Source organism: Pandoraea bronchicola (assembly GCF_902459805.1).
Taxonomy (GTDB): domain Bacteria; phylum Pseudomonadota; class Gammaproteobacteria; order Burkholderiales; family Burkholderiaceae; genus Pandoraea; species Pandoraea bronchicola.
This window is the reverse complement of record NZ_CABPST010000017.1, coordinates 1-26,363: the sequence shown is the minus strand read 5'-3', so window position 1 is coordinate 26,363 and position 26,363 is coordinate 1. Positions and strand designations below refer to the sequence as shown.

Annotated in this window: 22 protein-coding genes; 5 read left to right on the top strand and 17 right to left on the bottom strand. The window is 63.3% G+C overall.

Features of this window, described 5'->3' with window-relative positions; genetic code table 11:
* Positions 1-252: 252 nt before the first annotated feature.
* From PBR20603_RS22695 to PBR20603_RS22650, 10 genes are all read right to left on the bottom strand, one after another.
* Positions 253-1,122 (bottom strand): alpha/beta hydrolase, encoded by an 870-nt coding sequence (locus PBR20603_RS22695; protein ID WP_150561719.1) that lies wholly within the window; start codon positions 1,120-1,122, stop codon positions 253-255.
* A 2-nt stretch (positions 1,123-1,124) separates the two neighbouring features.
* The gene (locus PBR20603_RS22690) at positions 1,125-2,006 is read right to left on the bottom strand and encodes a DUF4118 domain-containing protein (protein WP_150561718.1); all 882 of its coding nucleotides are present in this window, start codon (positions 2,004-2,006) and stop codon (positions 1,125-1,127) included.
* Positions 2,007-2,336: 330 nt separating this feature from the next.
* Complete coding sequence (locus tag PBR20603_RS22685) at positions 2,337-3,155, bottom strand: M55 family metallopeptidase (RefSeq protein WP_150561717.1); 819 nt, start codon at positions 3,153-3,155, stop codon at positions 2,337-2,339.
* Positions 3,156-3,179: 24 nt separating this feature from the next.
* Complete coding sequence (locus tag PBR20603_RS22680; RefSeq protein ID WP_425495840.1) at positions 3,180-4,301, bottom strand: DmpA family aminopeptidase; 1,122 nt, start codon at positions 4,299-4,301, stop codon at positions 3,180-3,182.
* A gap of 20 nt (positions 4,302-4,321) precedes the next feature.
* Positions 4,322-5,230 carry a glutathione ABC transporter permease GsiD gene (gsiD, locus tag PBR20603_RS22675; protein ID WP_150561716.1) on the bottom strand — a complete coding sequence of 303 codons (909 nt, stop codon included), beginning with the start codon at positions 5,228-5,230 and terminating at the stop codon, positions 4,322-4,324.
* 10 nt (positions 5,231-5,240) lie between these two features.
* Positions 5,241-6,161, bottom strand: coding sequence for a glutathione ABC transporter permease GsiC (gene gsiC / locus PBR20603_RS22670; RefSeq protein WP_150561715.1), 921 nt, complete (start codon positions 6,159-6,161; stop codon positions 5,241-5,243).
* A gap of 97 nt (positions 6,162-6,258) precedes the next feature.
* Entirely contained in the window at positions 6,259-7,818 is a 1,560-nt protein-coding gene (gene gsiB, locus PBR20603_RS22665) for a glutathione ABC transporter substrate-binding protein GsiB (RefSeq protein ID WP_150561714.1), read from the bottom strand.
* A gap of 189 nt (positions 7,819-8,007) precedes the next feature.
* Complete coding sequence (locus PBR20603_RS22660) at positions 8,008-9,894, bottom strand: dipeptide ABC transporter ATP-binding protein (RefSeq protein ID WP_150561713.1); 1,887 nt, start codon at positions 9,892-9,894, stop codon at positions 8,008-8,010.
* Between the two features lie 80 nt (positions 9,895-9,974).
* Positions 9,975-10,931, bottom strand: coding sequence for an isoaspartyl peptidase/L-asparaginase family protein (locus PBR20603_RS22655; RefSeq protein ID WP_150561712.1), 957 nt, complete (start codon positions 10,929-10,931; stop codon positions 9,975-9,977).
* Positions 10,928-12,031 (bottom strand): MurR/RpiR family transcriptional regulator, encoded by a 1,104-nt coding sequence (locus PBR20603_RS22650; RefSeq protein ID WP_150561711.1) that lies wholly within the window; start codon positions 12,029-12,031, stop codon positions 10,928-10,930. The genes PBR20603_RS22655 and PBR20603_RS22650 overlap by 4 nt, the downstream gene beginning before the upstream one ends.
* Before the next feature lie 418 nt (positions 12,032-12,449).
* Here PBR20603_RS22650 and PBR20603_RS22645 point away from each other — a divergent pair, with 418 nt between their 5' ends.
* Entirely contained in the window at positions 12,450-12,842 is a 393-nt protein-coding gene (locus PBR20603_RS22645; RefSeq protein ID WP_150561710.1) for a hypothetical protein, read from the top strand.
* Here the strand turns inward: PBR20603_RS22645 and PBR20603_RS22640 are convergent.
* The 3 genes from PBR20603_RS22640 to PBR20603_RS22630 all read right to left on the bottom strand — a co-directional run bounded on the left by PBR20603_RS22640 (position 12,816) and on the right by PBR20603_RS22630 (position 15,825).
* Positions 12,816-13,373, bottom strand: a complete 558-nt coding sequence (locus PBR20603_RS22640; protein WP_150561709.1) for a YggT family protein — start codon at positions 13,371-13,373, stop codon at positions 12,816-12,818. The two genes, PBR20603_RS22645 and PBR20603_RS22640, sit on opposite strands and share 27 nt — an antisense overlap.
* Positions 13,374-13,437: 64 nt before the next feature.
* Positions 13,438-14,601, bottom strand: coding sequence for an enoyl-CoA hydratase/isomerase family protein (locus PBR20603_RS22635; protein ID WP_150561708.1), 1,164 nt, complete (start codon positions 14,599-14,601; stop codon positions 13,438-13,440).
* Between the two features lie 90 nt (positions 14,602-14,691).
* Positions 14,692-15,825 (bottom strand): acyl-CoA dehydrogenase family protein, encoded by a 1,134-nt coding sequence (locus PBR20603_RS22630; RefSeq protein ID WP_150561707.1) that lies wholly within the window; start codon positions 15,823-15,825, stop codon positions 14,692-14,694.
* Positions 15,826-16,265: 440 nt separating this feature from the next.
* On the opposite strand from PBR20603_RS22630, the gene PBR20603_RS22625 reads away from it, so the two are divergent.
* From PBR20603_RS22625 to PBR20603_RS22615, 3 genes are all read left to right on the top strand, one after another.
* Positions 16,266-17,924: an acyl-CoA synthetase gene (locus tag PBR20603_RS22625; RefSeq protein ID WP_217425997.1), complete on the top strand. Its 1,659-nt coding sequence runs from the start codon at positions 16,266-16,268 to the stop codon at positions 17,922-17,924.
* A gap of 35 nt (positions 17,925-17,959) precedes the next feature.
* Complete coding sequence (locus PBR20603_RS22620; RefSeq protein WP_150561705.1) at positions 17,960-18,727, top strand: 3-hydroxyacyl-CoA dehydrogenase; 768 nt, start codon at positions 17,960-17,962, stop codon at positions 18,725-18,727.
* Between the two features lie 143 nt (positions 18,728-18,870).
* Complete coding sequence (locus PBR20603_RS22615; protein WP_150561704.1) at positions 18,871-19,881, top strand: AraC family transcriptional regulator; 1,011 nt, start codon at positions 18,871-18,873, stop codon at positions 19,879-19,881.
* A 15-nt stretch (positions 19,882-19,896) separates the two neighbouring features.
* On the opposite strand, the gene PBR20603_RS22610 is transcribed toward PBR20603_RS22615, so the two are convergent.
* From PBR20603_RS22610 to PBR20603_RS22600, 3 genes are all read right to left on the bottom strand, one after another.
* Complete coding sequence (locus tag PBR20603_RS22610; RefSeq protein ID WP_246174947.1) at positions 19,897-21,279, bottom strand: MFS transporter; 1,383 nt, start codon at positions 21,277-21,279, stop codon at positions 19,897-19,899.
* Between the two features lie 96 nt (positions 21,280-21,375).
* Entirely contained in the window at positions 21,376-22,461 is a 1,086-nt protein-coding gene (locus tag PBR20603_RS22605; RefSeq protein WP_174978032.1) for a porin, read from the bottom strand.
* 616 nt (positions 22,462-23,077) lie between these two features.
* Entirely contained in the window at positions 23,078-23,893 is an 816-nt protein-coding gene (locus PBR20603_RS22600) for an IclR family transcriptional regulator (RefSeq protein WP_150561702.1), read from the bottom strand.
* 728 nt (positions 23,894-24,621) lie between these two features.
* On the opposite strand from PBR20603_RS22600, the gene PBR20603_RS22595 reads away from it, so the two are divergent.
* A complete protein-coding gene (locus PBR20603_RS22595) occupies positions 24,622-25,017 on the top strand; it encodes a transposase (protein ID WP_039366796.1) in 396 nt (131 codons plus the stop codon).
* Positions 25,018-25,162: 145 nt separating this feature from the next.
* Here the strand turns inward: PBR20603_RS22595 and PBR20603_RS22590 are convergent, their stop codons facing one another.
* A complete protein-coding gene (locus PBR20603_RS22590) occupies positions 25,163-26,266 on the bottom strand; it encodes an NAD(P)/FAD-dependent oxidoreductase (RefSeq protein WP_150561701.1) in 1,104 nt (367 codons plus the stop codon).
* Positions 26,267-26,363: the final 97 nt, after the last annotated feature.

Genomic DNA, 26,363 nt, shown 5'->3' with positions numbered 1-26,363 from the left:
CTGATGTGTACAGCGCCGCCCGCAGGTCATGCAGGCGGCTAGATCGGAAAACCCCGACCATAACCGGCTATCGAAGGCAGTTTGATGACACCGCGCGCGCTTCACAATCACGCGGGGTTATCAGGTCGCCAGTCAGGCGACCGGACACCTCACCAGGTTTCGCACGCGATGAGAAATGAAGCGCAGAGAAAATAGGGAATGCGACGATAGCGGCACGCGCCCGCAGGCGCGTGCTGCCGCTGCCCGTCTCGATCAGGCAGCCGCCTGACGGCGTTTGGCGCGCAGCAGCGCCTTGGAGATGATGCGTGTCTCGGACGAGGCAGCCCCCGCGCTACGCGCGACGGCATCGCGGAAGAAGCGGCGCGTCTCGTCGGCGACAGTCTCGCGCTCGTTGTCCATCGTCAGAATGTGATAACTCTCGCCGAGCAGGCACTTCTGCTTCACCTCGGACGACACACCGTCGTAGACGATGCGCGCATTGTGCGGGCTTGCCGTGTCGTCATCCACCGCGTGAATGATGAGGCAATCGGCCGTCACGCGACTCAGCCGTTCTCGCACGTGCGCCGCCAGTCGACGCGCGTTATACAGGTGCGCAAGCGGCAGCGAGGCCGAGCCGATTTCGGAGGCGTCGTGCAGCGACATCGATTTCGCCACGCGCGCACGCAGCGCTTCGTTTTTCAGGCCGTACGGCGCCTTCTCCTGATAGCGATACCGATGACGCAACGGTGTGTGGTAGACCAGATCGATGAGCGGGTAATACCAGGGAATGGTCCAGCCGTCATATACGAGCGTGACAGCCAACAGCGAGAGCGCCGCAATATCAGGCTCCTCTTGCGCCACGGCCAGACTCAGCGTCGCCCCCATGCTCAGGCCGCATATCGACACGGTTTCATGTGTGTCGCGCAATTCGCGATACTTCGTCCGCGCGGCAGCGATCCACGAGCGCCAGTCGGTGCACGGCGTGCCGAGTCCGTAGCCCTCGATATGCGGCACCGAAACGGTATAGCCATCGCGATGCAACGCCTTCGCCACCGGACGCATTTCGAGCGGCGTGCTCGACAGCCCCGGCAACAGCAGCACCGCATGGTCGCCGCCCTTGTAAAAGATATCGTCCTGGAACATCGTCAAACTCCGCCAGAGACGACCGGCGTCTCGATAACACCACGCGCATTGGCCGCCGGCGTGAGCGTATGCAACGGCGTGACCGGGCGCACCGCCGGCCCCGCATGCAAACGCAAAATCACATACGTGCCGACATGGGCACGGAAATACTGTAATTCGCAGTGGAACATTTCATAGCCGCCTTCGCGCGTGCGCATGCGCAGGTTGTGCGCACCGTGCTGGGGGCGCTCGCCGTCGACAGAAAACAGCCCAGCCAGACGCTGTGCATCCTCGGCATGCAGCAACGCGCGCAAACCGTCGCGCTTGAACACCTCGGGCGCAACCCCCGTTGCCCGGCGGAAATGCTCGTCGATGAATTCGTAGTGCGTCGCCGGATTGGCCAGATAGAAGATCGTATCGAGATGCTTCGTCAGATACGTCATCAAGGCATTGCCCAACTGCACCGAGTCGGACAGCAACATGCGCTCGTTCTCAGCGCGCAACAACATCTCGTAGCGCGTCTGAGCGACTTCGGCGATCAACTCGGCCCGGTACTGGGCGCGGCGCAGGCGCTCGATCAGCGCAACGGCGAGTGGCGTAATGGTCAGGAAGCCGGTAACGATCATCGCATCGCGCCGGTCAAACTGGGCGATATCGCGAAACGGCGGTACGAAGAAGAAGTCGAAAATCGGAATGCTGATGACCATGGCCATGATCGCCGGCCCCAACCCCCACACGAATTCGACGATGATCACTGCGCAGGCGAAGAAAATGCCCGGCATCGAGTGATCCAACACCGGATGCAGCAGGCTGCGAAGAAGAAACGCAGCAAGTACCACCATTAACGCGCCGACGTAACGCTTGGCGCCGGGCTCCGCCCACCGTCGGGCGTTTCTGATATCCATGATTCACCGCCGGGACTTGCCGGCACTCAATAATCCGAAGCGGTGCCCCATAAGGCGGCACACCTGTTACAAAATATTACGGATTATCGCATGCCGGAACTTGACGTTCCGTGGCGGCGAACCCCTATTCAGTAGCGCCTTAACAACACTGGCGGCCAAACCAGCACTGGCGCGGCCGGACAGGCACCGCCAGTCTGGCCGGCAGGAAAAATCCCGCCGCGCACAGGCCCAAAATCCGGCGAGAGACCCCGGCGGCGTCAGGGGCGATAGACAGGCGGGTAAGGCAACGAAAGCTGCCGCAGCGGTTGGGCCACGTTGCGCGGCCGCGACTTAGCGCAGCATGAACGACATGGCCGAGAGGCAGTTCAACACCCGTACGGCCGCCTCGACGCTCGGCGCAACAAACTGGAGCGTGACACCGTCGACTCGTTCGAGCGTCGGCCATTGGCAGAACAGATCGGCCAGCGCCGTGGTCTGCGCCTGCAGACGCACTTCGACGGGCGCCTGCACCTTGTACGTATGCCACTTGCGTGGCTGCGCAAGCGATTCCTTCGCGGCGTCGCGAATCAGGTCGCACGACTGGCTCGGGCTGAGCGTCATGCCGCTGCCCTGCCCCCAGGCCGCCTTCGTCTGCACGTAACGTGCGTGCGGGAAGACCAGTTGGGTCTCCTCGCAGAAGACGTCGTCACCGCTCGCCATGACCATCGGCACACCGCGCTCGCCCGCGAGCGCTCCATACAGCATGGCCTCGCTCGCTTCCACGCCCGCGAGCCATACACGCGCAAACGCGAAGCTGTTGATCGTGTGCGCCAGAATTCCGGCGCTCTGCGACTTGCCGTGGTAGCCGATCATGAACAGCGCATCGCAGCCGGCTTCCACGCCCGCCACCATGCCCAGGTAACGCGGCTTGCCCAATACGAGGCGGGCACGAGGATCGAGTTCATCCGGCAGCAGGTTGCGAAATCCGCCGTGCGAATCGTTGACCATGACTTCGGTCGCCCCGCCCGCGAAGGCGCCTTCGACGGCCGCATTGGCTTCGCGCGTCATCCAGCGGCGCGCGCGTTCGTACTCGCCGTTTCCCGCCCGGGTCTGTTCGGCGTGAAAGACGCCCGCAACGCCTTCAATATCGGTCGAAATCAGGATTCGCATGATGTCAGCAAGGTAGAGAAAGGCTCACAGCGTCGCCCAGTCGGGCAGCACGTCGGCGAGCGCGCGCCGCACGTGGCCGTCTCGTCCGCGCACGGACTCGGCAGCAAAGAGCGCGTGCAGAATCGCCTGCTCCGTGGCGTCGGCGGTGGCCTGAAAAATCGGATCGAGTTGTGGGTCGGGCACAAGGGCCGCAGGGGCCACACGCCCCATCGCGTCGTGCGGCACCGTGTAGCCCGTGGTGAAGGCAAGCGCAACGTCGCCGCTGCCGTGGCCGTACACCGATCCGGTGCGCGCCAGTCCGGCACCGGTGCGCGTGGCGACTCGGCGCAACTGGCGTGCGTCGAGCGGCGCGTCGGTGGCCACCAGCATGATGATGGAGCCGCGCTCGGGTGCTGCGCTTTGCTCGGGCTGCGCCAGGCGCTCATCGAGCACTGGACCGACGTGACGCCCGGCAATCGCCAGTTGCGAGGGGCGGCCGAAGTTCGACAGCACGAGCACGCCGACGGTAAACGTCTGCCCGGCCGTCTGCACGACACGCGAGGCGGAACCGATACCGCCCTTGAGGCCAAAGCTCGACATCCCGCGCCCGGCGCCGACGGCACCCTGTTCGAGCTCCGACGAGGCATTCGCCAACGCCTGCACATAATGCGCCTCGGTCACGGCGAACGCCTGCATGTCGTTGAGGTAGCCGTCGTTGCATTCGAGCACGGTCGGATTGAGCGACGGGCTGCCGCGTCCGATGTCCGGATTCGCGGCGAGCGCCGCGCGCAACTGGCCGAGCACCACGTGACTCACGGAAAACGTGTTGGTGAGCGCCACAGGCGCCTCGATGACGCCGAGTTCGTCGATCTGCATCAGACCGACGCTCTTGCCAAAACCATTGATGACGGCCGCCGCTGCCGGGACCTTGGTGCGAAACGGGTCCCAGCGCACGTCGGGAGACGTCTCGCCTGCGCGAGCGCCCGCCGCGTCAGCCGGCGTGGGACAGACCACCGTCACGCCCGTCTGCACCGGTCCGTCGGCGAGCGTGACCTGGCCGACGAAGACACCCGGCACGTCTGTGATCGCATGGCGCGGCCCGGCGGGCAGACGCCCGACATATGGCGCACCGAACAGGGCTTCGCGAGGATCTGACGACGGCGTCATGTCGCGCTCCTGCACCTAAATCAATGGCGGTCGAGCTTCGGATCGAGCGCGTCGCGCAAGCCGTCACCCAACAGATTGAACGCGAGCACGGTCAGGAAAATGGCCAGACTCGGGAAGATGGCGATATGCGGCGCGTTGACCATGTCCGCACGGGCCTCATTGAGCATCGCGCCCCACTCGGGCGTGGGCGGCTGTGCCCCCAAACCGAGGAACGACAGGCTCGCGGCGGTGATGATCGACGTACCGATTCGCATCGAGAAATACACCACGATGGACGACACCGTGCCCGGCAGAATGTGCCGCATGATGATCGTCCAGTCCGACGCGCCGATGGAGCGCGCCGCTTCGATGTAGGTCAGTTGCTTGAGTACCAGCGTGTTGCCGCGTACGAGTCGCGCAAACGCCGGAATCGAGAAGATGGCGACGGCGACGATCACGTTGATCATGCCGTTCCCCAGCACGGCGACCACGCCGATGGCGAGCAGAATGCCCGGGAAGGCGAACAGCACATCCGAAATGCGCATGACGATGCGGTCCCACCAGCCTTCGTAGTAGCCGGCAAGCAGACCGAGTACCGTGCCGATCACGGCGCCAAGCGCCACCGAGCCGAACCCGGCGGCCAGCGAAATCCGCGTGCCGGCGAGCACACGGCTGAAGATGTCGCGCCCGAGCGAATCGACGCCGAACCAATGCTTCGCCGACGGCCCCGCGTTGAGCGCGTCGTAGTCGAAGAAGTTCTCCGGATCGAACGGCACGAGGTGCGGCGCCAGGATCGCGATGATGACCAGCACCAGCACGAACGCGCCGGCGACCATGGCGATGTGCTGTTTCTTGAATTTGCGCCAGAATTCGCGCCACGGCGTGCGCACGCGATTGCTGCCGGCAGAGGCTGCCGAGTTGGTGACAGTCGTCGGTTGACCCGCGTTCATGATGCGTGCCTCACTTGTAGCGAATGGTCGGGTTGATGACGGCGTACAGCACGTCGACCACGAGGTTGATCAGAATGAACTCAAGCGAGAACAACAGTACCAGCGCCTGAATCACCGGGTAGTCGCGCATCTCGACCGAATCGATCAGCAGACGTCCGAGTCCCGGCCAGTTGAATACCACCTCGACGACAATCGAGCCGCCGAGCAAAAAGCCGAACTGCAAACCCATCATCGTGACGACAGGAATCATGGCGTTACGCAGCGCGTGCTTGAACACCACATGCATTTCATTGAGCCCCTTCGCGCGCGCCGTGCGCACGAAGTCCTCATGAAGCACTTCGACGAATGCGGAACGGGTAAAGCGTGCCATCACGGCCGCCACCGCCGCCCCGAGCGTGATCGAAGGCAGGATGTAGCTCTTCCAGGAGTCGGCGCCCATCGTGGGCAGCCAGCCGAGCTGCACCGAGAAAACCTGCATCAGCAACATCCCCAGCGCGAACGCCGGAAACGAAATGCCCGAGACAGCGAAGGTCATGCCCAGCCGGTCGGGCCAGCGATTGCGCCAGACTGCGGACGCCACGCCCAGCCCCATGCCGATGACCACCGACCATATCATGCTCACCAGCGTGAGCCAGAGCGTCGGCATGAAGCGGCTGCCGATCTCCTCCGAGACCGGTTGCTTGCTGCGCATCGACAAACCGAAGTCGCCCCGCACCGCGTGCGTGATGAAGTTCGTGAATTGCGTGAGCAGCGGTTTGTCGAGGCCGAGATCCTGACGCACCAGCGCCACGGTCGCCTCGTCTGCCTGCGGACCGGCGGCCAGACGCGCCGGGTCGCCCGGCAACATGTGCACGAAGGCGAACACCAGCACTGCCACGATCAGCAGCGTGGGAATCAGGCCAAGCAGGCGTTTGAGAAAATAAGTGAGCATCGCAGTCTTGCCGAACGTCTTGCCAAACCATGTCTTGCGGTAAACCGCGCCGCCAGCCCATGCGGCGGCGCGGGCACTTCACACTTGCGCGTGATGCTTACTTCATCGAAATATCGGTGAAGTTGAACGAACCGTCAGGCATCGTGTAAACACCCGACAGGTTCTTGTTACGTGCATACAGCAGCTTTTCCGTCACGAGGAACGCCCACGGCGCGTCGTTCCAGATCTTCTGCTGAGCGTCCGTGTAGAGCTTGGTCTTCTCGGCGCGGTCGGTGGTCAGCAGCGCCTTGTTGAAGTCGGCATCCACCGCTTCGTTCTTGTAGTACGCCGTGTTGAACAGCTTCGGCGGGAACGATTCGGAGGACAGCAGCGGACGCAGCGCCCAGTCGGCTTCGCCCGTCGACGACGACCAGCCCACGTAGTACATGCGCACCGGCGCCTTGTCGGGGTCCGGTGCCGACTCGACCAGCTCGACGCGTTGACCGGCTTCCAGTGCGCGCACCTGCGCCTTGATGCCCACTTGCGCCAGTTGCTGCTGCACGAACTGAATCACCTTCTGCGCGGTCGTGTACGTATAGGCCGACCACAGCGTCGTCTCGAAACCGTTCGGGTAACCGGCTTCCTTGAGCAGTTCCTTCGCCTTGGCCGGGTTGTACGGCCACGGACCGGTCTTGGCCGCGTAGTCGACGCCCTTCGGCACCACACCGTCAGCCGGCGTGGCGTAGCCAGCGAAGGCCACCTTCACCAGCGCTTCCTTGTTGATCGCGTAGTTGATGGCCTGACGCACGCGCACATCGTCGAACGGCTTTTGCTTCGTGTTGAAGCTGACGTAGCGCTGAATGATCGACGGGCCGGCGATCACGTCGACCTTGCCGCTCGCCTTCAGGCCTTCGGCCTGTTCATACGGCACCGGGAAAGCGAAGCCCGCCTCACCCGTCTGCATGACAGCGGCACGCGTGTTGTTGTCGACCACCGGCTTGAAGGTGATCGTGTCGACCTTCGGATAGCCCTTCTTCCAGTAGCCGTCGAACTTCTTCACCTTCACGTAATCGGTACGGTTCCATTCGACGAACTCGAACGGGCCGGTGCCGACCGGGTGCGATGCGATGTCCTTGCCGTACTTCTTGAGGGCTTCCGGCGAGATGATGACAGCCGACGGGTGAGCCAGCGTGTTGATGAACGGCGAGAACGGCTCTTTGAGCGTGAACTTCACCGTGTGCGCATCGACCGCTTCCGTCTTGGCGATTTCCTTGTACAGGTTGTAGCGCTTGAGCTTGTTGTCCGGGTTCGTCACACGGTCGAAGTTCGCCTTGACGGCGGCGGCATCGAAGTTCGTGCCGTCCTGGAACTTCACACCCGACTTGAGCTTGATCGTGTAGACGAGGCCGTCCGGCGAGACGGTGTAGCTATCGGCCAGCACGTTGATGAGTTTCATGTCCTTGTCGAAACCGAACATGCCCTCGTAGAACGACTTGGCAACGGCCTGCGACAGCGTATCGTTTGCATCGTACGGATCCATCGTGGTGAACGTGGACTGCACGGCCATCACGACATCCTTGGCGGCGAACGCCGGCGCTGCGCCGAGCACGGCGGAAGCTACAGCGACGGACGCGAGCGCGGTTTTCCAGCGAGCGCCCAACAAAGCGTTTTTCGACATCTGTCATTCTCCTTCTGGTCTGACGGGGTCGCCGCGAGCGAGTCATAGGACTGCTTCCCTTGGCGGACATTGTGGCTACAACGAGAGCTGCAACTGGGTACTGCCTGAGCTACCGGGGAATCACTCCCCCGGGGAAACCATGCCGGTGGCCGCAGGCACGCCCATCGGGGCGCTGCCGCGTCCGCCGGCTCAATACGCGCCGGCCACGTGGTGACGGGCCACGAAGTGCCCGGCGCCGACTTCCACCAGCGGCTGCACCTGCGGCTCGTCGCCAACCGCGCGGATCGGGCTCGGAATTTCTTCCGTCAACAATTCCCGCTTGGCGTGACGACGCGCCGGATCGGCAATCGGCACCGCCGACATGAGCTTCTTCGTGTATGGGTGTTGCGGGTTCTCGAAAATCGCGCGGCGCGGACCGATCTCCACGATCTGGCCGAGGTACATCACCGCCACACGGTGGCTGATGCGCTCCACGACCGCCATGTCGTGCGAAATGAACAGGAACGCAATGCCGAACTCTTTTTGCAGGTCGAGCATCAGGTTGATGATCTGCGCCTGAACGGAGACGTCGAGCGCCGAGACCGATTCGTCGGCGATCACGACCTTCGGCTTGAGCGCCAGCGCCCGCGCGATCGCGATGCGCTGACGTTGGCCGCCCGAGAACTCGTGCGGATAGCGTTGCGCATAATCTGCCGGCAGTCCGACCCGCTCGAGCAATTCGGCCACGCGCTTTTCTGCCTCTGCGCCACTGGCCACGCCGTGCACGAGCAGCGGCTCCATGATCGAGAAACCCACCGTCAGGCGCGGGTCGAGCGAGGCGAACGGATCCTGGAAGATGAACTGGATGTCGCGGCGCAAGGTCTGCAACGCGCGGCCGGCGAGGTCCTGAATCGGCTTGCCGCCGAATTCGATCGAGCCGCCCTGGCTCGCGACCAGACGCAGCAGCGCACGGCCGGTCGTCGACTTGCCGCATCCGGACTCGCCCACGAGACCCAGCGTCTCACCCGGATAGAGGTCGAAGCTCACGCGCTCGACAGCGTGTACGCGTTGCTTCACACGGCCGAAGAAACCCGACGGCACGTCGAAACGGGCCACGAGGTCCTTTACGCGAAGAATCGGGCCGGCGTCGGTCTTGACGGTCGGTTGCGGGGTTTCGGCAGCGGGCTTGGCATCGGCCGGTGCGTCGTAGCGCAGCAGCGGGAAACGCGCCGGCAGGTCGGTGCCATGCATCGAGCCCAGACGCGGCACGGCGGAGAGCAGCGCCTGCGTGTAGCGCTCGCGCGGTGCGGCAAAGATTTCGCGTGACGGTCCCTCTTCCACCTTGTCGCCGCGATGCATGACAAGCACGCGATCGGCCACTTCCGCCACCACGCCCATGTCGTGCGTGATGAACACGACACCCATGTGCATCTCGTCTTGCAGTGCACGAATCAGTTGCAGAATCTGCGCCTGAATCGTCACGTCAAGCGCGGTCGTCGGTTCGTCCGCAATGAGCAAGCCCGGCTTGCACGATAGTGCCATCGCGATCATGACGCGCTGGCGCATACCGCCCGAGAGCTGGTGCGGGAAGCGGCCGAGCACGCGGCGTGCTTCGGGAATGCGCACGAGTTCGAGCATGCGCAGCGCTTCGGCACGCGCGGCTGCGGCGTCCTTGCGCTGGTGCAGGCGAATCGATTCCGCAATCTGCTCGCCCACCGGGAATACCGGATTGAGCGAGGTCATCGGCTCCTGGAAGATCATCGCCATGTCGGCGCCGCGAATGCTGCGCATGGTCCGGCCGCTGGCACGCGTGAGGTCGACCAGCTTGCCATTGCGGCGGCGCATGATCATCGAGCCTTGGGTGATGCGGCCGCCACCGTTCTCGACGAGACGCATCGCGGCCAGCGACGTGACCGACTTACCGGAGCCGGATTCGCCCACGATAGCGAGCGTCTCGCCACGGTCGACATGGAAGGACAGGTCGCGCACGGCCGTGACCACGCGCTCGGATGTCGCGAACTGCACGGTAATGCCGCTCACGTCGAGCACGCGCTCGTCGGGCAACGAAATCGTAGGGGTTGTCTTGCGCTCTGCCACGCCTGTCCTCGCTAATCTTCGCTTGCTGAATCTGATGCTGAAGGTCTTGCCGTCAAAGGCCCGACCCTGTCTTTCGGGTCTTACTCGTGAATGGCCGTCACGGGCGTCTCGCCCACTCGCGCCACACCGCGATACATCCCTTCGGTATTGAACGGCAGGGCAACATTGCCTTGCGCGTCCACCGCAATCAGGCCGCCACGGCCCTGCACGCGCGGCAGGCGCTCGCGGATCACACGCTCGGCGGCGTGCGCGAGCGACAAACCGGCGTAAGCCATCAGCGCACTCACTTCGTAGCACGCGACCGCGCGAATGAACGCCTCGCCCGTGCCCGTAGCCGAGACCGCCGCCGTGGCATCGTTTGCATAGCAACCGGCGCCGATGATCGGCGAGTCGCCCACGCGGCCAACCGCCTTGTTCGTCATGCCGCCCGTGGACGTCGCCGCCGCCACGTGCCCGTAACGATCGCAAGCCACCGCGCCAACCGTACCGAACTTGGTGTCCGGATCGATGGGCTCCGTCTTCAGGGGCATGTCGTGGTCGAGCGCCACGGCCGCATCGGCCAGCGCACGTTGCCATTGCGCGTAGCGCGCTTCGGTAAAGAAATACTCGGGTTCGACAAGCTCAGCCCCGTTGGCCGCCGCAAAGGCTTCCGCGCCCTCGCCCACGAGCAGCACGTGCGGACTGTTTTCGAGGACCGAGCGAGCACCGAGGATCGGATTGCGCAGACGATGAACACAGGCGATCGCTCCGGCGCCGAGCGTGGCGCCGTCCATGATGGCGGCATCGAGCTCGTGCGTGCCTTCGTGCGTGAACACGGCGCCACGTCCTGCGTTGAAGCGGGGGCAGTCTTCGAGATGACGCACGGCTTGCGTCACGGCGTCGAGCGCCGAACCGCCCGCGGCGAGCACGGCCTGCCCCACGCGCAGCACGTCAGCCAGCGCCTCGTGGTAAGCCTTGAGTTCTTCGGGCGAGGTCTCGCGACTGATGGTTCCGGCACCGCCATGAATGGCGATCACCGCGCGTTCGGCGTGACTCATGATGCTTTGTCCTTTCTGTCCTGACTGCCCGGCGCAGTGCGGGGCGTGACCTGATGGCCCGGGGTCGGTACGCTCGCCGAAGCGGCAGCGTTCGCAAGAGAATTCGCCGTAGCGTTGGCGGCCGCAGTTCGTTGCGGTGTGACGACACGCCCGACGACGGGTGCCGCTGGTGCATTAGCCGGTGCATTAGCCGGTGCGCTAGCGCTTGCCGCCGAGGCCAGCGAGGCCGAATCGAGCCACGGCAGCATGAAATCGGTCAGTTCGGTGGCGCGGTCCACCGCGTGTTTGGCGCGCTGGGCGACGGCATCGCACAAGGCATCGATGATTGCCAGCACACTCGCTTCCGAGTTGCTCGACAGCCGCGGCTTGCTGCGCACGAAAATCACAATGTCGCCAAGCGGCGCCAACGGCGACGTCGGGCTGTCCGTCAGTATCAGCACGGGGACGCCGCGCCCGCGCAGGCGCCGGCACAGCGTAATGGTGTCCGACACGTATCTCGGGAAGCCAAGCGCGATCACCAGATCGCCCTCGCGCAGTTTGAAGAGCTGGCGTGCCGCATGGGTCGATCCCCCGGCACCGACCACTGCCTGCACGTTCTCGCAATACGGATCGAGACCGTGGTGCAGCAGCCCGGCGAGATACCCGCTCGCCCCCAGCCCCAGAACATAGATGCGACGCGCATGCAGGATCGATTCGACGGCGCGCTCGCAAGTCCCGGCATCGAGCGCCCGGCGCGTCCAGTCGAGATTCTCGATGGCCTGCGCCAGCGAGGCGGCCATCACATCGGCGCTGGCGCTCGCCTGCGCCTTGCTCGTGCGCAGACTTTCGATCGGCGCGAGCGTCGCCTCATACCCGCGCACCATCGCTGCGCGGCATTGCGGATAGCCGTCGAAGCCAAGCGCGCGTGCGAAACGATTGACCGTGGCGATCGACACGCCAACGGCATGCGCGAATTCGTCGATACGCATGGTCGCCGCGCGAAACGTATTGTCGAGCACGAACGCCGCCATGCGCTGCTGCGCTGGCGTCAGGTCGGGCATGGCACGCACGATGCGCTCGGTGAGCGGCAGATCGGCGGGCAACGATTCGGCGTCAATCATGAGTCAAGGCTGTCCATCGGAGTGAAGGAAAGTATATTTTCATTGGCACCCAGTCAAAAGAAAAAAAATAGTTCAAATATTGTCAGGGGACGCGCGCACTCCCCTCAAACACCGCGCAAACCCTGTCAAAACAAGGGGGACGCGCCACATCAATACGCAAAATACGGGCATACTAGGGGAAACCCGAATGCACGAACTTGCCGGACGCTTTGCGATCCGAGTTCAGAACTACGGTGTCACTTCGCGATGGTCTTCTGCCACCGCGAAAAAATCAGGCAACGGAATACAGAACTGTCGCAGGACCGCCTGGGGAGGCTGGGTCGGAGGCGAGTCGTAACGTGCAGTAAACATGGCGTAGTGGTGGGCTTACATCCGCCCGGTACGCTGACGATATGAATTCGCCTCAAGGAGCATGAGCATGCTGAGCCCGCATGAAATCGCCACGCTGTTGCTGGCGGCAGCATCCCTTGGACCTATCGATGCCGACGCGCTCGAGCCACCGGATCTTGCTGCGCTGGAGCAGGCGCGTCTGGTGCATGTGGATGTCGACCAGGGACAAGCCAAAGTGATCGTGACCGAAGATGGTCGTCGAGTGCTGCGTCGTCTTGGGCTGGAACGCTCGGTCGGCGAGCGCGCAGAAGCGCCGCGTCTGGCAATGACGACCGCGCGACGTGCGGATCAGGAGGCAGGGAATGGTGTTGGCGGACGGCTCGCGCCGACGGGTGCTTCCGTCGGGGAAACCGTCCGTGAGTTGCAGCAGGCAGCGACGCCGCCTGCTGACGCATCAGAGCGTCGCGAAGAACAGGCTTAAGCGGGCGAGCACGATCAACAGGATCTGCATCAGCAGGAACAGCGCTAGCGGCGACAGGTCGAAACCGCCCATCGTCGGAATGACACGCCGGATCGGGCGCAGCAGCGGGTCGAGCAAGTGCTGGAGGATCGGCATGGCAACGGCACGCGGATTGACCCACGACAGCACCGCCATCAGCAGCGTCAGCCACATTACGAGGTTGGCGCCCCACTTGGCCACCAGCACCAGCCCCACCAGCAAGCCGCGCGGGAAGACCGAGACCGGCGACACCCCCACCACAGCGGTGATCAGCACCAGATAGACGATGGCGCTCAGCCACGCGCCGATCACGCACGCCCAGTCGATCCCGCCAACCCCCGGCACGACACGCCGCAGCGGTAACACAATCCAGTTGGTGAACTGGAACACCCCTTGCGAAAGCGGATTACGCGGCGGCAACCGCGTGGCCTGCATCCACACACGCAACAGCAACAAAGCGCCGAATAGCGAGAAAACAAGGTCTAGCAGCAGACGGGCGATTTCGACGAGCATCTGGACTCCAACGGATTGTGCGGTCCCCCGCAAAGCCGGCATTGTCGCACGCGTTTGCCCGAGTTCAATGCCCCCCTAACGCTTTGAGGGGATGACCGTCTTGCCCCCATGGCGAGACGAAGAAGGCCTCGACCTGTGCCGCAGGCACGTCCGCCAGCGTGGCGTAGCGCCATCGCGGCTGCTTGTCCTTGTCGATCAGCAGCGCCCGGACGCCTTCGACAAAGTCCCCCGACGCGAACGCGTGGTGCCCCAACACCAGTTCCATCCGGAAAGCGTCGGCCAGATCGAGGCGGCGCCCCTTCTGCAATTGCCGGTCGGTCACACACAGACTCAGGGGGGAGCGCTGCTGCAACAATGCCAACGTCTCGGCCGCCCACGGCGTCTGCGCATCTTCGGCAAGCGACGCTGCGATGCCGCTCACGTCGATGGCGCTGAAATGCCTGTCTAGCGTCGCCCTCACCTGAGCAAGCGGCGCGGCGTCCGTCCATGTGCGCCCCAGCGGCAGGATGGCGGCGCGCAGCCGCTCGAACAGATCGGTCGAGTCCGACGGACGTTGCCCCTCTCGGCCCGTCGCGGGGCTTTCCGCCGCCCCCGTGGTCCAATCGAATGCTCGGAGCATCGCTTTGAGTCGCTGAGGTGCATCGCCCTCGAGCCACACGTCGGCGAGCCCGCAATACAGTGCGTCAGCCGCCGTGATGGTCACGCCAGACAGTCCCAGATAGCGCGCTAGCGTCGGCGCCAGATGCCCCAGGAACCAACTGGCCCCAACGTCCGGGAACAGGCCGATACCTGTCTCCGGCATCGCCAATCGTGTACGGTCGGTCACAATGCGCAGCGCCGCCCCTTGTGCGACGCCCATGCCACCGCCCATCACGATGCCGTCGAGCAGCGCGATATACGGCTTCGGATACCGGTGAATCAAATAGTCGAGCCGATATTCGTCGATGAAGAACGCCTGATGCTCATTCGCGTGATTCACGCGGCTCTCGTAGAGCGCTCTCACATCTCCGCCCGCGCAAAACGCCTTCTCGCCTGCCCCTTCGATCAACACGGCCCGCACTGCCGGGTCGCCGGCCCATGCGTTGAGTTGCCCCCACATCGAGCGCACCATGCCGTGCGTGAGGGCGTTCAGTGCGCGCGGCCGATTCAGTGTGATCACGCCGAACCCATTGATAACATCGAACAACACTTCGTCTTCCGCCTGAACGGCGTTGTCACGCAGATTCACTCTCCCTCCTCCTTGCCATGCCCGGTCACACGTCGCGGGCACAGGCAAAATCTTGCGGCAATACGATTCCCGGCGATTGCCGAGACGCGGTCAGTCCAACGCGCGCGCGATGACCTGCCGCTGAATCTCGCTGGTGCCCTCGTAGATCTGCGTGATGCGCGCATCGCGGTAATGACGCTCCACCGGATAGTCCTCGAGATATCCGTAACCGCCGTGAATCTGGATGGCGTGTGAGCACACCCATTCGGCAAGCTCGGACGCAAAGAGCTTGGCTTGCGATGCCTCCGACAGACACGGCAATCCCTGCGTGCGAAGCGCCGCCGCGTGGAGAATCAGGAATCGCGCCGCGTTGATGCGCGTCGTCATGTCGGCAAGCATGTTCGCGATACTCTGATGCTCACGGATCGGCTTGCCGAACTGTTGACGCTCACCCGCGTAGCGCAGCGCCGCTTCGAAAGCCGCACGCGCCACGCCAAGGGCCAGTGCAGCGATACCGATGCGTCCACCCTCGAGATTGGACAGCGCGATCTTCAGCCCCTGCCCCAGTTCCCCGAGCAATGCCTCGTCGCCAACTTCACAGTCAACGAGCGTGATGGGGCATGTATCCGAGGCTCGAATGCCGAGCTTGTGCTCCGGATGGCCGACTTCGAAGCCCGGCGTGTTCGTCGGCACGATGAAAGCCGAAATGCCACGCTTTCCGGCAGCGGGGTCAGTCACCGCAAACACGATGGCCATTGCCGCACGTTTGCCGTTCGTCACAAACTGCTTGCTGCCGTTGAGCACCCACTTGTCGCCTCGACGCTCCGCACGCGTTCGCAGATTGTTGGCTTCAGATCCGGCCTGCGGTTCCGTCAGGCAGAACGCCCCGATTTTCCTCCCGGCGGCCAGATCCGGCAGCCAGCGCTCGCGCTGAGCGTCCGTGCCGAATTTCAGGACCGGTGCGCATCCCACCGAGTTATGCACCGACATCATCGTGGCCGTGGATGCGCAACCCGCCGCGACCTCCTCCATCGCGAGCGCGTACGCCGTGTAATCGGTGTACGAGCCGCCGTATTGCTCGGGCACCATCATCCCCAGCAGACCGAGGTCGCCCATTTGCGCCACCATCGCGTCCGGCAATGCGCAATCGCGATCCCATTGCGCGGCATTTGGCGCGAGCTGCTCGGTGGCAAACGCGCGCGCCATGTCGCGAATCATGCGTTGGTCTTCAGTATAGAAATCCATGTTCTGTCTCCTGCACCCTGACGTTGTCCGAATGGATCGCCGGCGCTTGTGCCATGTCGATGGATCCAGTTTAGGGATCGCGCCGCATTGGCACCATAGCCAAAAACGGCAAATTGAATGAGCGGAATTGCCATCGGAGACGTCCGACACCCGCCCCGGACAAACCCTTAGCGGGGCAAGCGGCCGCGAGGCGCCCCGCCGGGTAAAGCCCCAGCCAGTCTAGATTCCCCCACCGCTGGAGTGGATAAATCCCTCACGAACTCTGACCCGTTTGGACATTGCCTGTCGCCGACGCCACGCATTACGATGAATTTGCCATTGCCTCCGTGAGCGCCGCGCCTGATGCAGACGGCGCCATGGGGGGGCCGGCAACGCGCGTCCGGGCCCTTTCATCCCAGGCGCGCCGCCGGCCAGCATCCGACTACAGGAGACGATCCATGATTGCCGATTACGCCGACGCCTACCAGGCGTTCGACCTCGACGACGCCGTGCGCGCCACCCTTGCCGGCAATCTCGACGCGATGAACGCGTGCATCGAGTGCTGCGACCGTCACGCACTTCCCGGCCGCATCGCCTTGTTCTGGGAAGGCAAGGACGGCACGAGCCAGACATGGACATTCCGGCAATTGCAAACGCTGTCCGCGCGCTTCGCCAACTTTCTGCGCGAACAGGGCGTGCAGCCCGGCGACCGCGTGAGCGGGCTGTTGCCGCGAACGCCCGAACTGCTCGTCACGATCCTTGGCACATGGCGCGCGGGCGCGGTGTATCAACCGCTGTTCACGGCGTTCGGACCGAAGGCCATCGAACACCGGTTGCACAGCGCGCAGAGCAAGCTCGTGGTCACCGACGGTGCAAATCGAGCCAAGCTCGACGAAGTGGCCAACTGCCCGCCCGTCGCCACGGTCAGCGGCCCGCGCGGACAGGGCGTGCACCGAGGTGACTTCAGTTTCTGGCACGAGGTTGAGCAACACGCTCCGGACTTCGCGCCGGTGATGCGTCGCGGCGACGATCCGTTCCTGATGATGTTCACCTCCGGCACGACCGGGTCTGCCAAGCCGGTCATGGTGCCGTTGCGCGCGATTCTGGCCTTCGTAGGCTACATGCGCGACGCCGTGGACCTTCGGCCCACCGATACGTTCTGGAACATTGCCGATCCGGGTTGGGCTTATGGCCTGTACTACGCTGTGACGGGGCCGCTCGCGATGGGCATTCCCACAACGTTTTACGACGGCCCGTTCAATGTCGAAAGCACCTACCGGATCATCCATAAACTCGGCATCACGAATCTGGCTGGCTCGCCAACGGCATTCCGCCTGCTGATTGCCGGCGGCGACAAAGCGGCGGCACCGCTCAAGGACAAGCTCCGCGCAGTGTCCAGTGCTGGCGAACCGCTCAATCCCGAAGTCATCCGCTGGTTCGCCGAACATCTCGGCGTGACCATTCACGACCATTATGGGCAGACGGAACTCGGTATGGTCGTCTGCAACCACCATGCACTCGCCCATCCCGTCCAGGCGGGGACTGCCGGTTTTGCCTCGCCAGGGCATCGCGTGGTCGTGCTCGACGACGACGGGCGGGAGTGCCCGGCCGGACAGCCGGGGGTTCTCGCGCTCGATCGCAAGCAATCACCGCTGATGTGGTTTGGCGGGTACTGGGAGCGCGAGACACCGGCGTTCGTCGGCGACTATTACCTCTCGGGCGACACCGTCGAGCGCAATGACGATGGCAGCATCAGCTTTGTCGGACGCAATGACGATGTCATCACGTCGGCCGGGTACCGCATCGGGCCGTTCGATGTCGAGAGCGCACTGATCGAGCATCCGGCAGTGATCGAAACGGCGGTAGTCGGCAAGCCGGACCCGGAGCGCACCGAACTGGTCAAGGCGTTCGTCGTGCTGCATCCGCAGTTCGCACCGACGGACGCCCTCGCGAGCGAGTTGCAGGCGCACGTCCGGCACCGCCTCTCAACGCACGCCTACCCGCGCGAAATCGAATTCGTCAACGAACTGCCCAAGACACCGAGCGGCAAGCTCCAGCGCTTCATCCTGCGTAATCAGGAAATCGCCAAGGCCGCGCAGGCGGCGGCCAACGCGGCCTGAACGCCGCCCCACCCATTTTTCAGGAATCGCAGCTCATGCAAATCAAGGATCGCGTTTTTCTCGTCACCGGCGCCTCGTCCGGTCTGGGTGCCGCCACGGCACGCATGTTCGTCGACGCCGGAGCGAAAGTCGTGCTCGGCGACATCAATGCGGAAGCGGGCGCCGCGCAAGCCGACGCGCTGGGCGACGCCGCTCGCTTTGTCGCCACCGACATCACACGAGAGGACGACGTGCAGCGTCTCGTTGACACCGCCAAGAGCGCGTTCGGCGCGCTGAACGGCGTCGTCAACTGCGCCGGGCTGGTCGTCGGAGAGCGCATTCTGGGCAAGCAGGGTCCGCACCGGCTCGACAGCTTTGCCCGCATCGTCAATGTGAATCTGATCGGCACCTTCAACGTGCTGCGTATCGCGGCGTCGGCAATGGCCGAGGGAACGGCAGACAGCGAGGGCGAGCGCGGTGTGATCGTGAACACGGCGTCCGTTGCGGCGTTCGACGGACAAATCGGCCAGGCCGCGTATGCGGCATCGAAGGGGGGCGTCGCCGCCCTCACCCTGCCCGCGGCGCGCGAACTGGCACGCGTCGGGGTGCGCGTTGTGACGATCGCACCGGGCATCTTCGAGACACCCATGATGGCCGGCATGACACCGGAGGTGCAAGCGGCACTGGGCGCCTCGGTGCCGTTCCCGCCGCGCCTCGGACGTCCGTCGGAGTATGCGGCGCTCGTGCGCCACATCGTTGAGAACACCATGCTCAACGGCGAAGTGATTCGACTTGACGGTGCGTTGCGCATGGCGCCGAAATAAGTCGCCGCTCGTATCGAGATACGGCGACACACGCGAAATCGGAAAGCGCCGAACCCACTTTCGGACGGCGCCGGAAGCGTCGACAGGGGCCGCACTGCTAGAATCCTTGCGTCCCCCTGCTACGACGTACTGTTTCGCGACGCATGGAAAAAGGCAGCATCTCGATCTATTTCGTTATCAACGCATTGGCGCACGTCGAACGACTCGGCGGCGATCCATCGGCATTGCTGCGTGCCGCCGACATTGCGCCGTCGTTGCTTGCGCATACGCAAGCTCGCGTCTCGGCCGATCGCTATGCTCACTTGTGGCGGTTGATCAGTCTTGCACTCGACGACGAATTCTTCGGGCAGGATTCCCGCCGCATGAAGGTTGGCAGCTTCGCGATGCTGTGCCACAGCGTCATCGCCTGCCGCACGCTGGAGCAGGCACTGCAACGCGCGACGCGCTTCATGGGCCTGCTGCTGGACGATCTCGAAGTGCATCTGGTTCGGGACGGCGCACTCGCCCGGATCGAAGTGCATGAGCGTGAGGACGCGCAAGCGCCGCGCATCTTCGGGCACGAAACGCTGCTGATCCTTTTCTATGCGCTGACATGCTGGCTGATCGCACGTCGCGTTACGTTGAGCACGGCCTACTTCGCGTTTCCCGAGACAGCTTACAGCGATGAATACCGGACAATGTATTCCCCGCGTCTGGTCTTTCACGCACCGCATACCGCCATTGAATTCGATGCCGCGTGTCTGGACCTGCCCGTGGTGCAGGACGAAGTATCCGTCAAGGAATTCCTGCGTGCGGCCCCGGCCAACATCATTCTCAAGTACAAGAACACGAAGGGAATGGTCGCAAGGGTGCGCCGGCGTCTGAAGACGATGCCAACCGATGGCTGGCCAGCTTTCGAAGCGCTCGCAGGAGAATTCCACACGACCCCGTCGACACTGCGCCGCCGGCTGGAAGACGAGGGTCAGTCGTATCAGTCGATCAAAGACCAATTGCGGCGCGATCTCGCCATTCACGCGCTATGCCACACGTCCAAGCCGATGCTGGAGATTGCCCTTTCGCTGGGCTTCGCCGATCCGAGCGCGTTCTTTCGCGCGTTCCGGAAGTGGACGGGCGTCCGTCCCGGCGACTATCGGCGTCAGGCCGTGGAGGCCTGACGCGTATCGTGAAGGTCAGGCGGTGTGCGCCTTGGCACGGACTCGACCTGCATTCCCTGCCGGCTCGCCCTCGCCGTCGTCACCGTCTTCGTCCAGCTCGATGCGCTTCACTTCGCCAAGCAGCAGTAAGTAGCACAGCACCCCGGCAATGGCGAAGAGACTGATGAGCCCCAGCGCCCAACCGAACGAGCCGGTTGCCTTGACGATGAACCCGATGGCGATCGGCGTGACGATGCCCGACAGATTGCCTGCGAAGTTCACCGCACCGCCCGTGATGCCAACCATGCCCTTCGGGGCGATGTCCGCCACGAGCGACCACGAGGCCGACGCCACACCTTGCGCGAAGAACGCAAACGACATAATGGCGATCACCAGCCAGTTGGCATCGGTCAGCACGGTGAGCGACATCGTCGGCACCAGCAGCAAGCCGGTCACGATAGGTGTCTTGCGCGCCGTTCCGACAGCCACCCCGCGACGCAACAACCAGTCCGAGAGCAAGCCACCGCAGACCACCCCGATGGACGCCGCCACGAACGGCACCGACGTCATGCCCCCCGCCTTGAGCACCGTCATGTGACGCTCGGTAATCAGGTAGGTCGGAAACCACGTCAGGAAGAAGTACAGCGACGACAGCGACGCGAATTTGCCCACGCAGATCGCGATGATCTGACGATTGCGGAACAGCGCCAGCAACTTGCGCCACGGGAATTTCTGCGGGGCCGCGCGCTCGGCCGGCTTGGTCTCGACGAGCGCCCCGCCACTGCGGATATGTGCCAGCTCGGCAGCATTCACCCACGCGCATTTGTCCGGATCACGGTAACCGGCGTACCACACCCCCGCCCAGACAATGCCCAGCAGACCGGTCGCGTAAAAAATCTCGCGCCAGCCCCACGTGTGCGCAATCCAGAACAGCAGCGGCGTGAGGGCCGCCATGCCGATGTATTGCCCCACAAGATAGATGCTCGTGGCCACGCCCCGCTCGCGCTGTGCGAACCAGATCGATACCACGCGATTGTTGACCGGAAACGTCGGCGCTTCGGCCACACCCACGCCCAGCCGCATGCCGAACAACGTGACGAATCGCGTTGCGAAGCCTTGCATGAACGTAAGCACCGACCAGCTGAGAATCGCAATGCCGTAGATGGCGCGTGTTCCGAAACGATCGATAACCCAGCCGCCGGGAATGTTCGCGATGACATACGTCCACGCGTAGGCCGAGAAGATAAAGCCCAGTTCCACGGGACCGAGGCCGAACTCCTGCTTGAGCATCGGTGCGGCCACAGAAAGATTGGCACGGTCGACATAGTTGATGACCGTGCCGACAAATACCAGAAAGAGCATCCAGTAGCGCACACGCGAAGGGCGCTGTGAGGACGACTGGCGCAGAGAAACTGACATGATGAGTCTCACAATAAGCGGCGATGTCGTCGACATCGCCACCGAAATTCCCGCCGCCACGCAAACCCGAAACGCCGGGCCCAGTGGCGTCGCGGCTTAGAAGCTGTGATACATGCCCACTCGCAGCAGCATCTGATCGTGATTGCTCGACGCCCCGATCGGGTACGACGCGGCATTGTTATTGCCATTCGCGCCGATATACGTCACTTGCGCTTGCAGTTGCGTACGCTTCGAGAATGAATAGAGGTCGCCCGCTTCGATCTGGTTGTAGTGCGTGTGGTTGAACGACGAATACGAATAGCCCAGCGTCAGCGCATTGGCTTGCGTTACCCGGTACTCGGTGCCGACATCGTAGTTGAACATGTTGCCCGAGCCGCCCGGCGCACGCACCTCGCTGCGCGTGTAGAGCGCATGCACGTTCCAACGCGACGAGATGCGATACGACGCGCCAATGCCCGTATTGTTCACAGCATCCGACTTGAACACGTTCGTGGCGGAAAGACCAGACTGCCCGAAAATGGATGCAATGCCGAGTCGCGACGAAAAATCGAAGGTCCGCTTGTTGATGCTCACATAGGTCGCGGCGACCGAGAGCGGGCCGTTGTCGTACTTCGCGTAGCCCCCAGCCGTGCGACCGAGCGCGCTGCCCCCCGCGAAGCCGTACATCAGACCACCGGTCAGGCCGTGAAAGCTCGTGCTGTTCCATTTGACCGCGTTGTCGACCTGCGACGAGTTGGCCAGATTGTCGAGGTTGCCCGGGTGATAGGCATACAGATTGTGCTGCCAGAAACCGTTCGAATAGCGAATCGAAACGTCCTGCATGAAGTCCGTCTGATGGCCGATCGACACCGTGCCGAAGCGATCGCTCGCAAGACCGACCCACGCCTGGCGGTTCCACTCCACACCACTGTTGATGAGTGCCCCGCTGCTCGTGTTGAAGCCCTGCTCCAACTGAAACACCGCCGCCAGTCCGCCACCGAGGTCTTCACGGCCTTTCAGGCCGAAGCGATCGGGTTGCCCGATACCGGCATCCATCTTGAACAGACGGCCACCGCCCTGATTGCTCACATACGTGAGGCCGTCGTCGATCGTCCCGTAAATCTGCAACGAATTGCCTGCGGCATGCGCCGCGCCAATGCACGCCAAAAGGCATGCTGCGCCGATACTGCGTCTCTTCACCATCCACTCCTGTTGTGCTTCCTGATGCTCTGAGGCTGTCTGACACCCCATGCCGTTACGGTTGACGTCACCAGTGACGTTCCGGCCGTCGCATCGATATTGTCTTACCTATGAAACAATGGTTAATAGGTGAGACAATTATGGCGAAGTGAATATCGCGAGACAAGCAGAAAATAAGTCGGTGCTTATTGATGTTGCGCAAATGCTAATGACAAAGCCTTCGCGCGTCTGCGGAAAAAATTGAGGAAGGTTCGATGCTGCAGGTCGACGAACGCCTTGCTGCGCGGGCCCATGCGTACTGGAAATATGCAGGTCCGCGACCTGAGCGACGGCGCTCGTGAGGCGGGCCCGGTGCTCAATGAGCCAGGTGGTGCGTCAGTGGAGAGGGGGGCAGATTGAGACATCTGCCCGCACGATCGGAAGTGCGGCGGCTACCGGCTACCGGCTACCGGCGACCGGCGACCGGCCCACCAATACGCAGACCGGCATTGCTCGGTTGACTGAAAGGCGGCCCGAAGCGCAGAAGGATATGTTGTTCTGCACGCAGTCGCGCCGGCTGACTGGCCGCTATTTTTTGGCCACATCAATCACGCAGGCAGCGGTGGCCTGGCAAGCCGGCTTACTTCACCGCCAGCGGCGCAACACCGGAATGTTCGGCACGATAGTTGAGCTTGTGCGAAAGCTCGTCGGCGGCGGACACGACCTTCTCGACGATCCCGTTCTCGAGCAAATCCGCTTCGACGCGTGCCTGAGGAATCGTTACGCTGATCACGGCAGCGATCTGCCCGCGATGATTGCGCACGGGCGCAGCAATCGTCGAGATATTCTGCTCGAAGAATGCCTGGCTCATGCTGTAACCGCGAGCGATGTCCTCCTGCACCACACGGTACAGCGCTTCCACCGTTGTCGGTGTGTGCGCCGTATAGGCTTCGAGCTTACGTTCCGGATAGAGCTGCTTGAGCGACGGCAGCGAATAGTCGCCCAGCAAAATGTGCCCGACGGCCGTTGCATGGGCAGGCAGACGCGTGCCGACACGCACCGTGCCGAACACCAGTTCACGGCTTGCCGCCTTGGCGACGAATACCGCATCGCGCTGATCGAGAATCAGAATGTGGCTCGAGAAACCTGTCGCATCACGCAACTTCTCGATGACCGGCGTGCCCAGATCGGTCAGTTCCAGTGAGTTCAAATACTCGAACCCGAGGCGCAGCACCGCCACCCCAAGCCGGTAGTGACGGTCGTCCCCCGCCTTCTCGATGAAGCCCTCGGCTTCGAGCGTCTGCAACAAACGGAACACGGTCGAGCGCGGAATGCCAAGACGTCGCGCAAGATCGGCGCCGGCCAGCACGGGTTCGCGCGCAGAGAAGGTCATGAGAATGCGCAGGCCGCGCTCAAGACCCGGAACAGAGTATTTGTTATCGCTGTCGTTGCTCATGCCGTTTGCGCACACTGGCGCCGACCGGTGCTGCGGCAGTTCCGCGCAACCGATAGACGATATTCATGGAAGGCGCACATTATAGGCTACGGGCCCGCTACCCGGCCATGACGGAATATCAGGCCGCGACCGGACCACTTTCTCGCCTGACGAGATTGGGTTGCTCCCTGCCAATATCGGGTTGCGCCCATTCTCGCGACATGGTGCCCTATCGGGGCGCAAACGGGCACTCAACTTGGGCGGGTCGCCTTCGGCATGGGCCATGCACCGCAATGGGGGTAATTCCGAAGCGCGTCGACTCCTGCTTTTTGTCATCATTGCGCCTGCAAGCTTGACAAGCTGGCGCATGTGGAGCGAGACACCGTGGCCTGGGCCGAGAATAACAAACGATCCGGACTGGCCAAAAGGCACGTATTCCTTTTCTCCTGACGCTTTTGCGATTGCCTATCCCAATAGCCACTCAGGAGCTGCGCCCACCTGCCAAGTGGGCGTTTTTTTGCTGGTTAAACGCTCCCTTCGCAGTGTGGTTCGACCCGCCCTCGGCGTTCTTCACGAGAGAACCCGATGCCCTGGCATGCTTGTTGCTTGTATTTCCAGCATCGGGGAACGACGCCGCCTTGGCCGAGGTTTCATTGATAAGCACTCACCAGATTGCATCGGTGCCTGCCAGATCGTGAAGCCCGGACTCGCCCCCTGCGGCGCCTCCGTTTGTTTTGGGTCGAGGTGTTATGTTTACTGAACTGAGCGACGTTGAATGGCACGCCCTGCGTGATCTGATTTGCGACCGACCGGTCCGTACGGAACGACGCGGCCGCCCTCAAGTCGAGCAGCGCACGCTGACCAATGCTGTCTTGTGGGTGCTGTTCACTGGCGAGAGCTGGTCCAAGTTACCCATGCAGTACCCTTCCGTGCCGACTTGCCGCCGCAAACTCAATGAATGGCGTGAATCGGGCATGCTCGATACGATCTTGAAACGCCTGCAACAATCGGGCCGCGATATCAGCGCCTGTGCAGGCCAAATCAGCAAGCCGGCGCGCAGCACGCCGTGCGGTGACACCGATCGCCTGCGCGGGGTGTTCTGGACGAACCCGGCTTCGTGGAAGCCGCCGGTTGCCATGCGTTGATCGGCCGAAAAGCCGCAACGCCATCGCAACCATTCTCATCCGACAGGAATGCCCGCGCAACGCTCGCGGCACCGCCGGGCAGGAATCACGGGGTTAGCCAGATAGCAGCCAATGCGCGAGATGTGACCAACGGTCACGTCTCGCGTCAAAGCGCCGCGCGCACCGCTTCGGCAATGGCCAGTGACGCAGTGAGGCCGGGCGACTCGATGCCGAACAGGTTCACGAGTCCCGCGACACCATGCACCGCCGGCCCGTCAATACGGAAGTCCGCCGCCGCTTCCCCCGGTCCGCTGATCTTCGGTCGAATGCCGGCGTAGCCGGGTTGCAACGCGCCGTCCGCCAGCGTCGGCCAATAGCGCCGCACCGCCGCATAAAAGCCATCACCATCGGCCGGATTGACCGTGTAGTCGATCTCGTCGATCCATTGCACGTTCGGCCCGAAACGCGCCTGTCCCGCCAGATCGAGCGTCAGGTGTACGCCCAGCCCGCCAGGCTCCGGCACTGGATAGATCAAGTGCGAGAACGGTGCGCGCTGCGCACACGTGAAGTAACTCCCCTTCGCGTAGTAGCGCTGCGGAATGTGCTCGGGCGCCAACCCCTCGAACGTGCGGGCGATGTCGACGGCGTAAAGTCCCGCGCTGTTGATGACCGTGCCGGCGAGCAACGTCGACGTGACGCCGTCCGTCTCGACATCCAGTTCGATGCCGTGCGCGTGGCCGACACGGGCGCCGACGACGCGCGCGTCGAACGCGAGCATGGCACCGGCGTTCTCCGCGTCGCCTTGCAAGGCCAGCATCAGACCGTGACTGTCCACGATGCCCGTTGACGGGGAAAGCAACGCACCAAATGTGTGCAAACTTGGCTCGCGCTGAGTGACCTCGTCGGCGGTGAGCCACTGCAAGTCGTCGACGCCGCTGGCGCGCGCATTGGCGGCAATGGCTTCGAGTTCGCTCACCTGGTGATCGGTGGTCGCGACGATCAGCTTGCCGCAGCGGCGATGCTCCACCCCATGCGAGGCACAGAAGTCATACAGCCGGTGCTTGCCCTCCACGCACAGCTTTGCCTTGAGCGAGCCGGGCGGATAGTAGATACCGCCATGAATAACTTCGCTGTTGCGCGAACTCGTGCCAGTGCCGATCGCGCGCTCGGATTCCAGGATGATCACCTCGCGGCCGGCCACGGCCATCGCCCGCGCGACGGCCAATCCCACTACGCCCGCGCCGATCACGACGCAATCGACTTTGTCCATTGCTGTTCCTTGATTGCCTTCCGATTCGCATAAAGACACCGCACCGCCGCCGGTCTCCTCATGCGAATCGGCTGCGGGCAGCGCATCTTCCACCGAC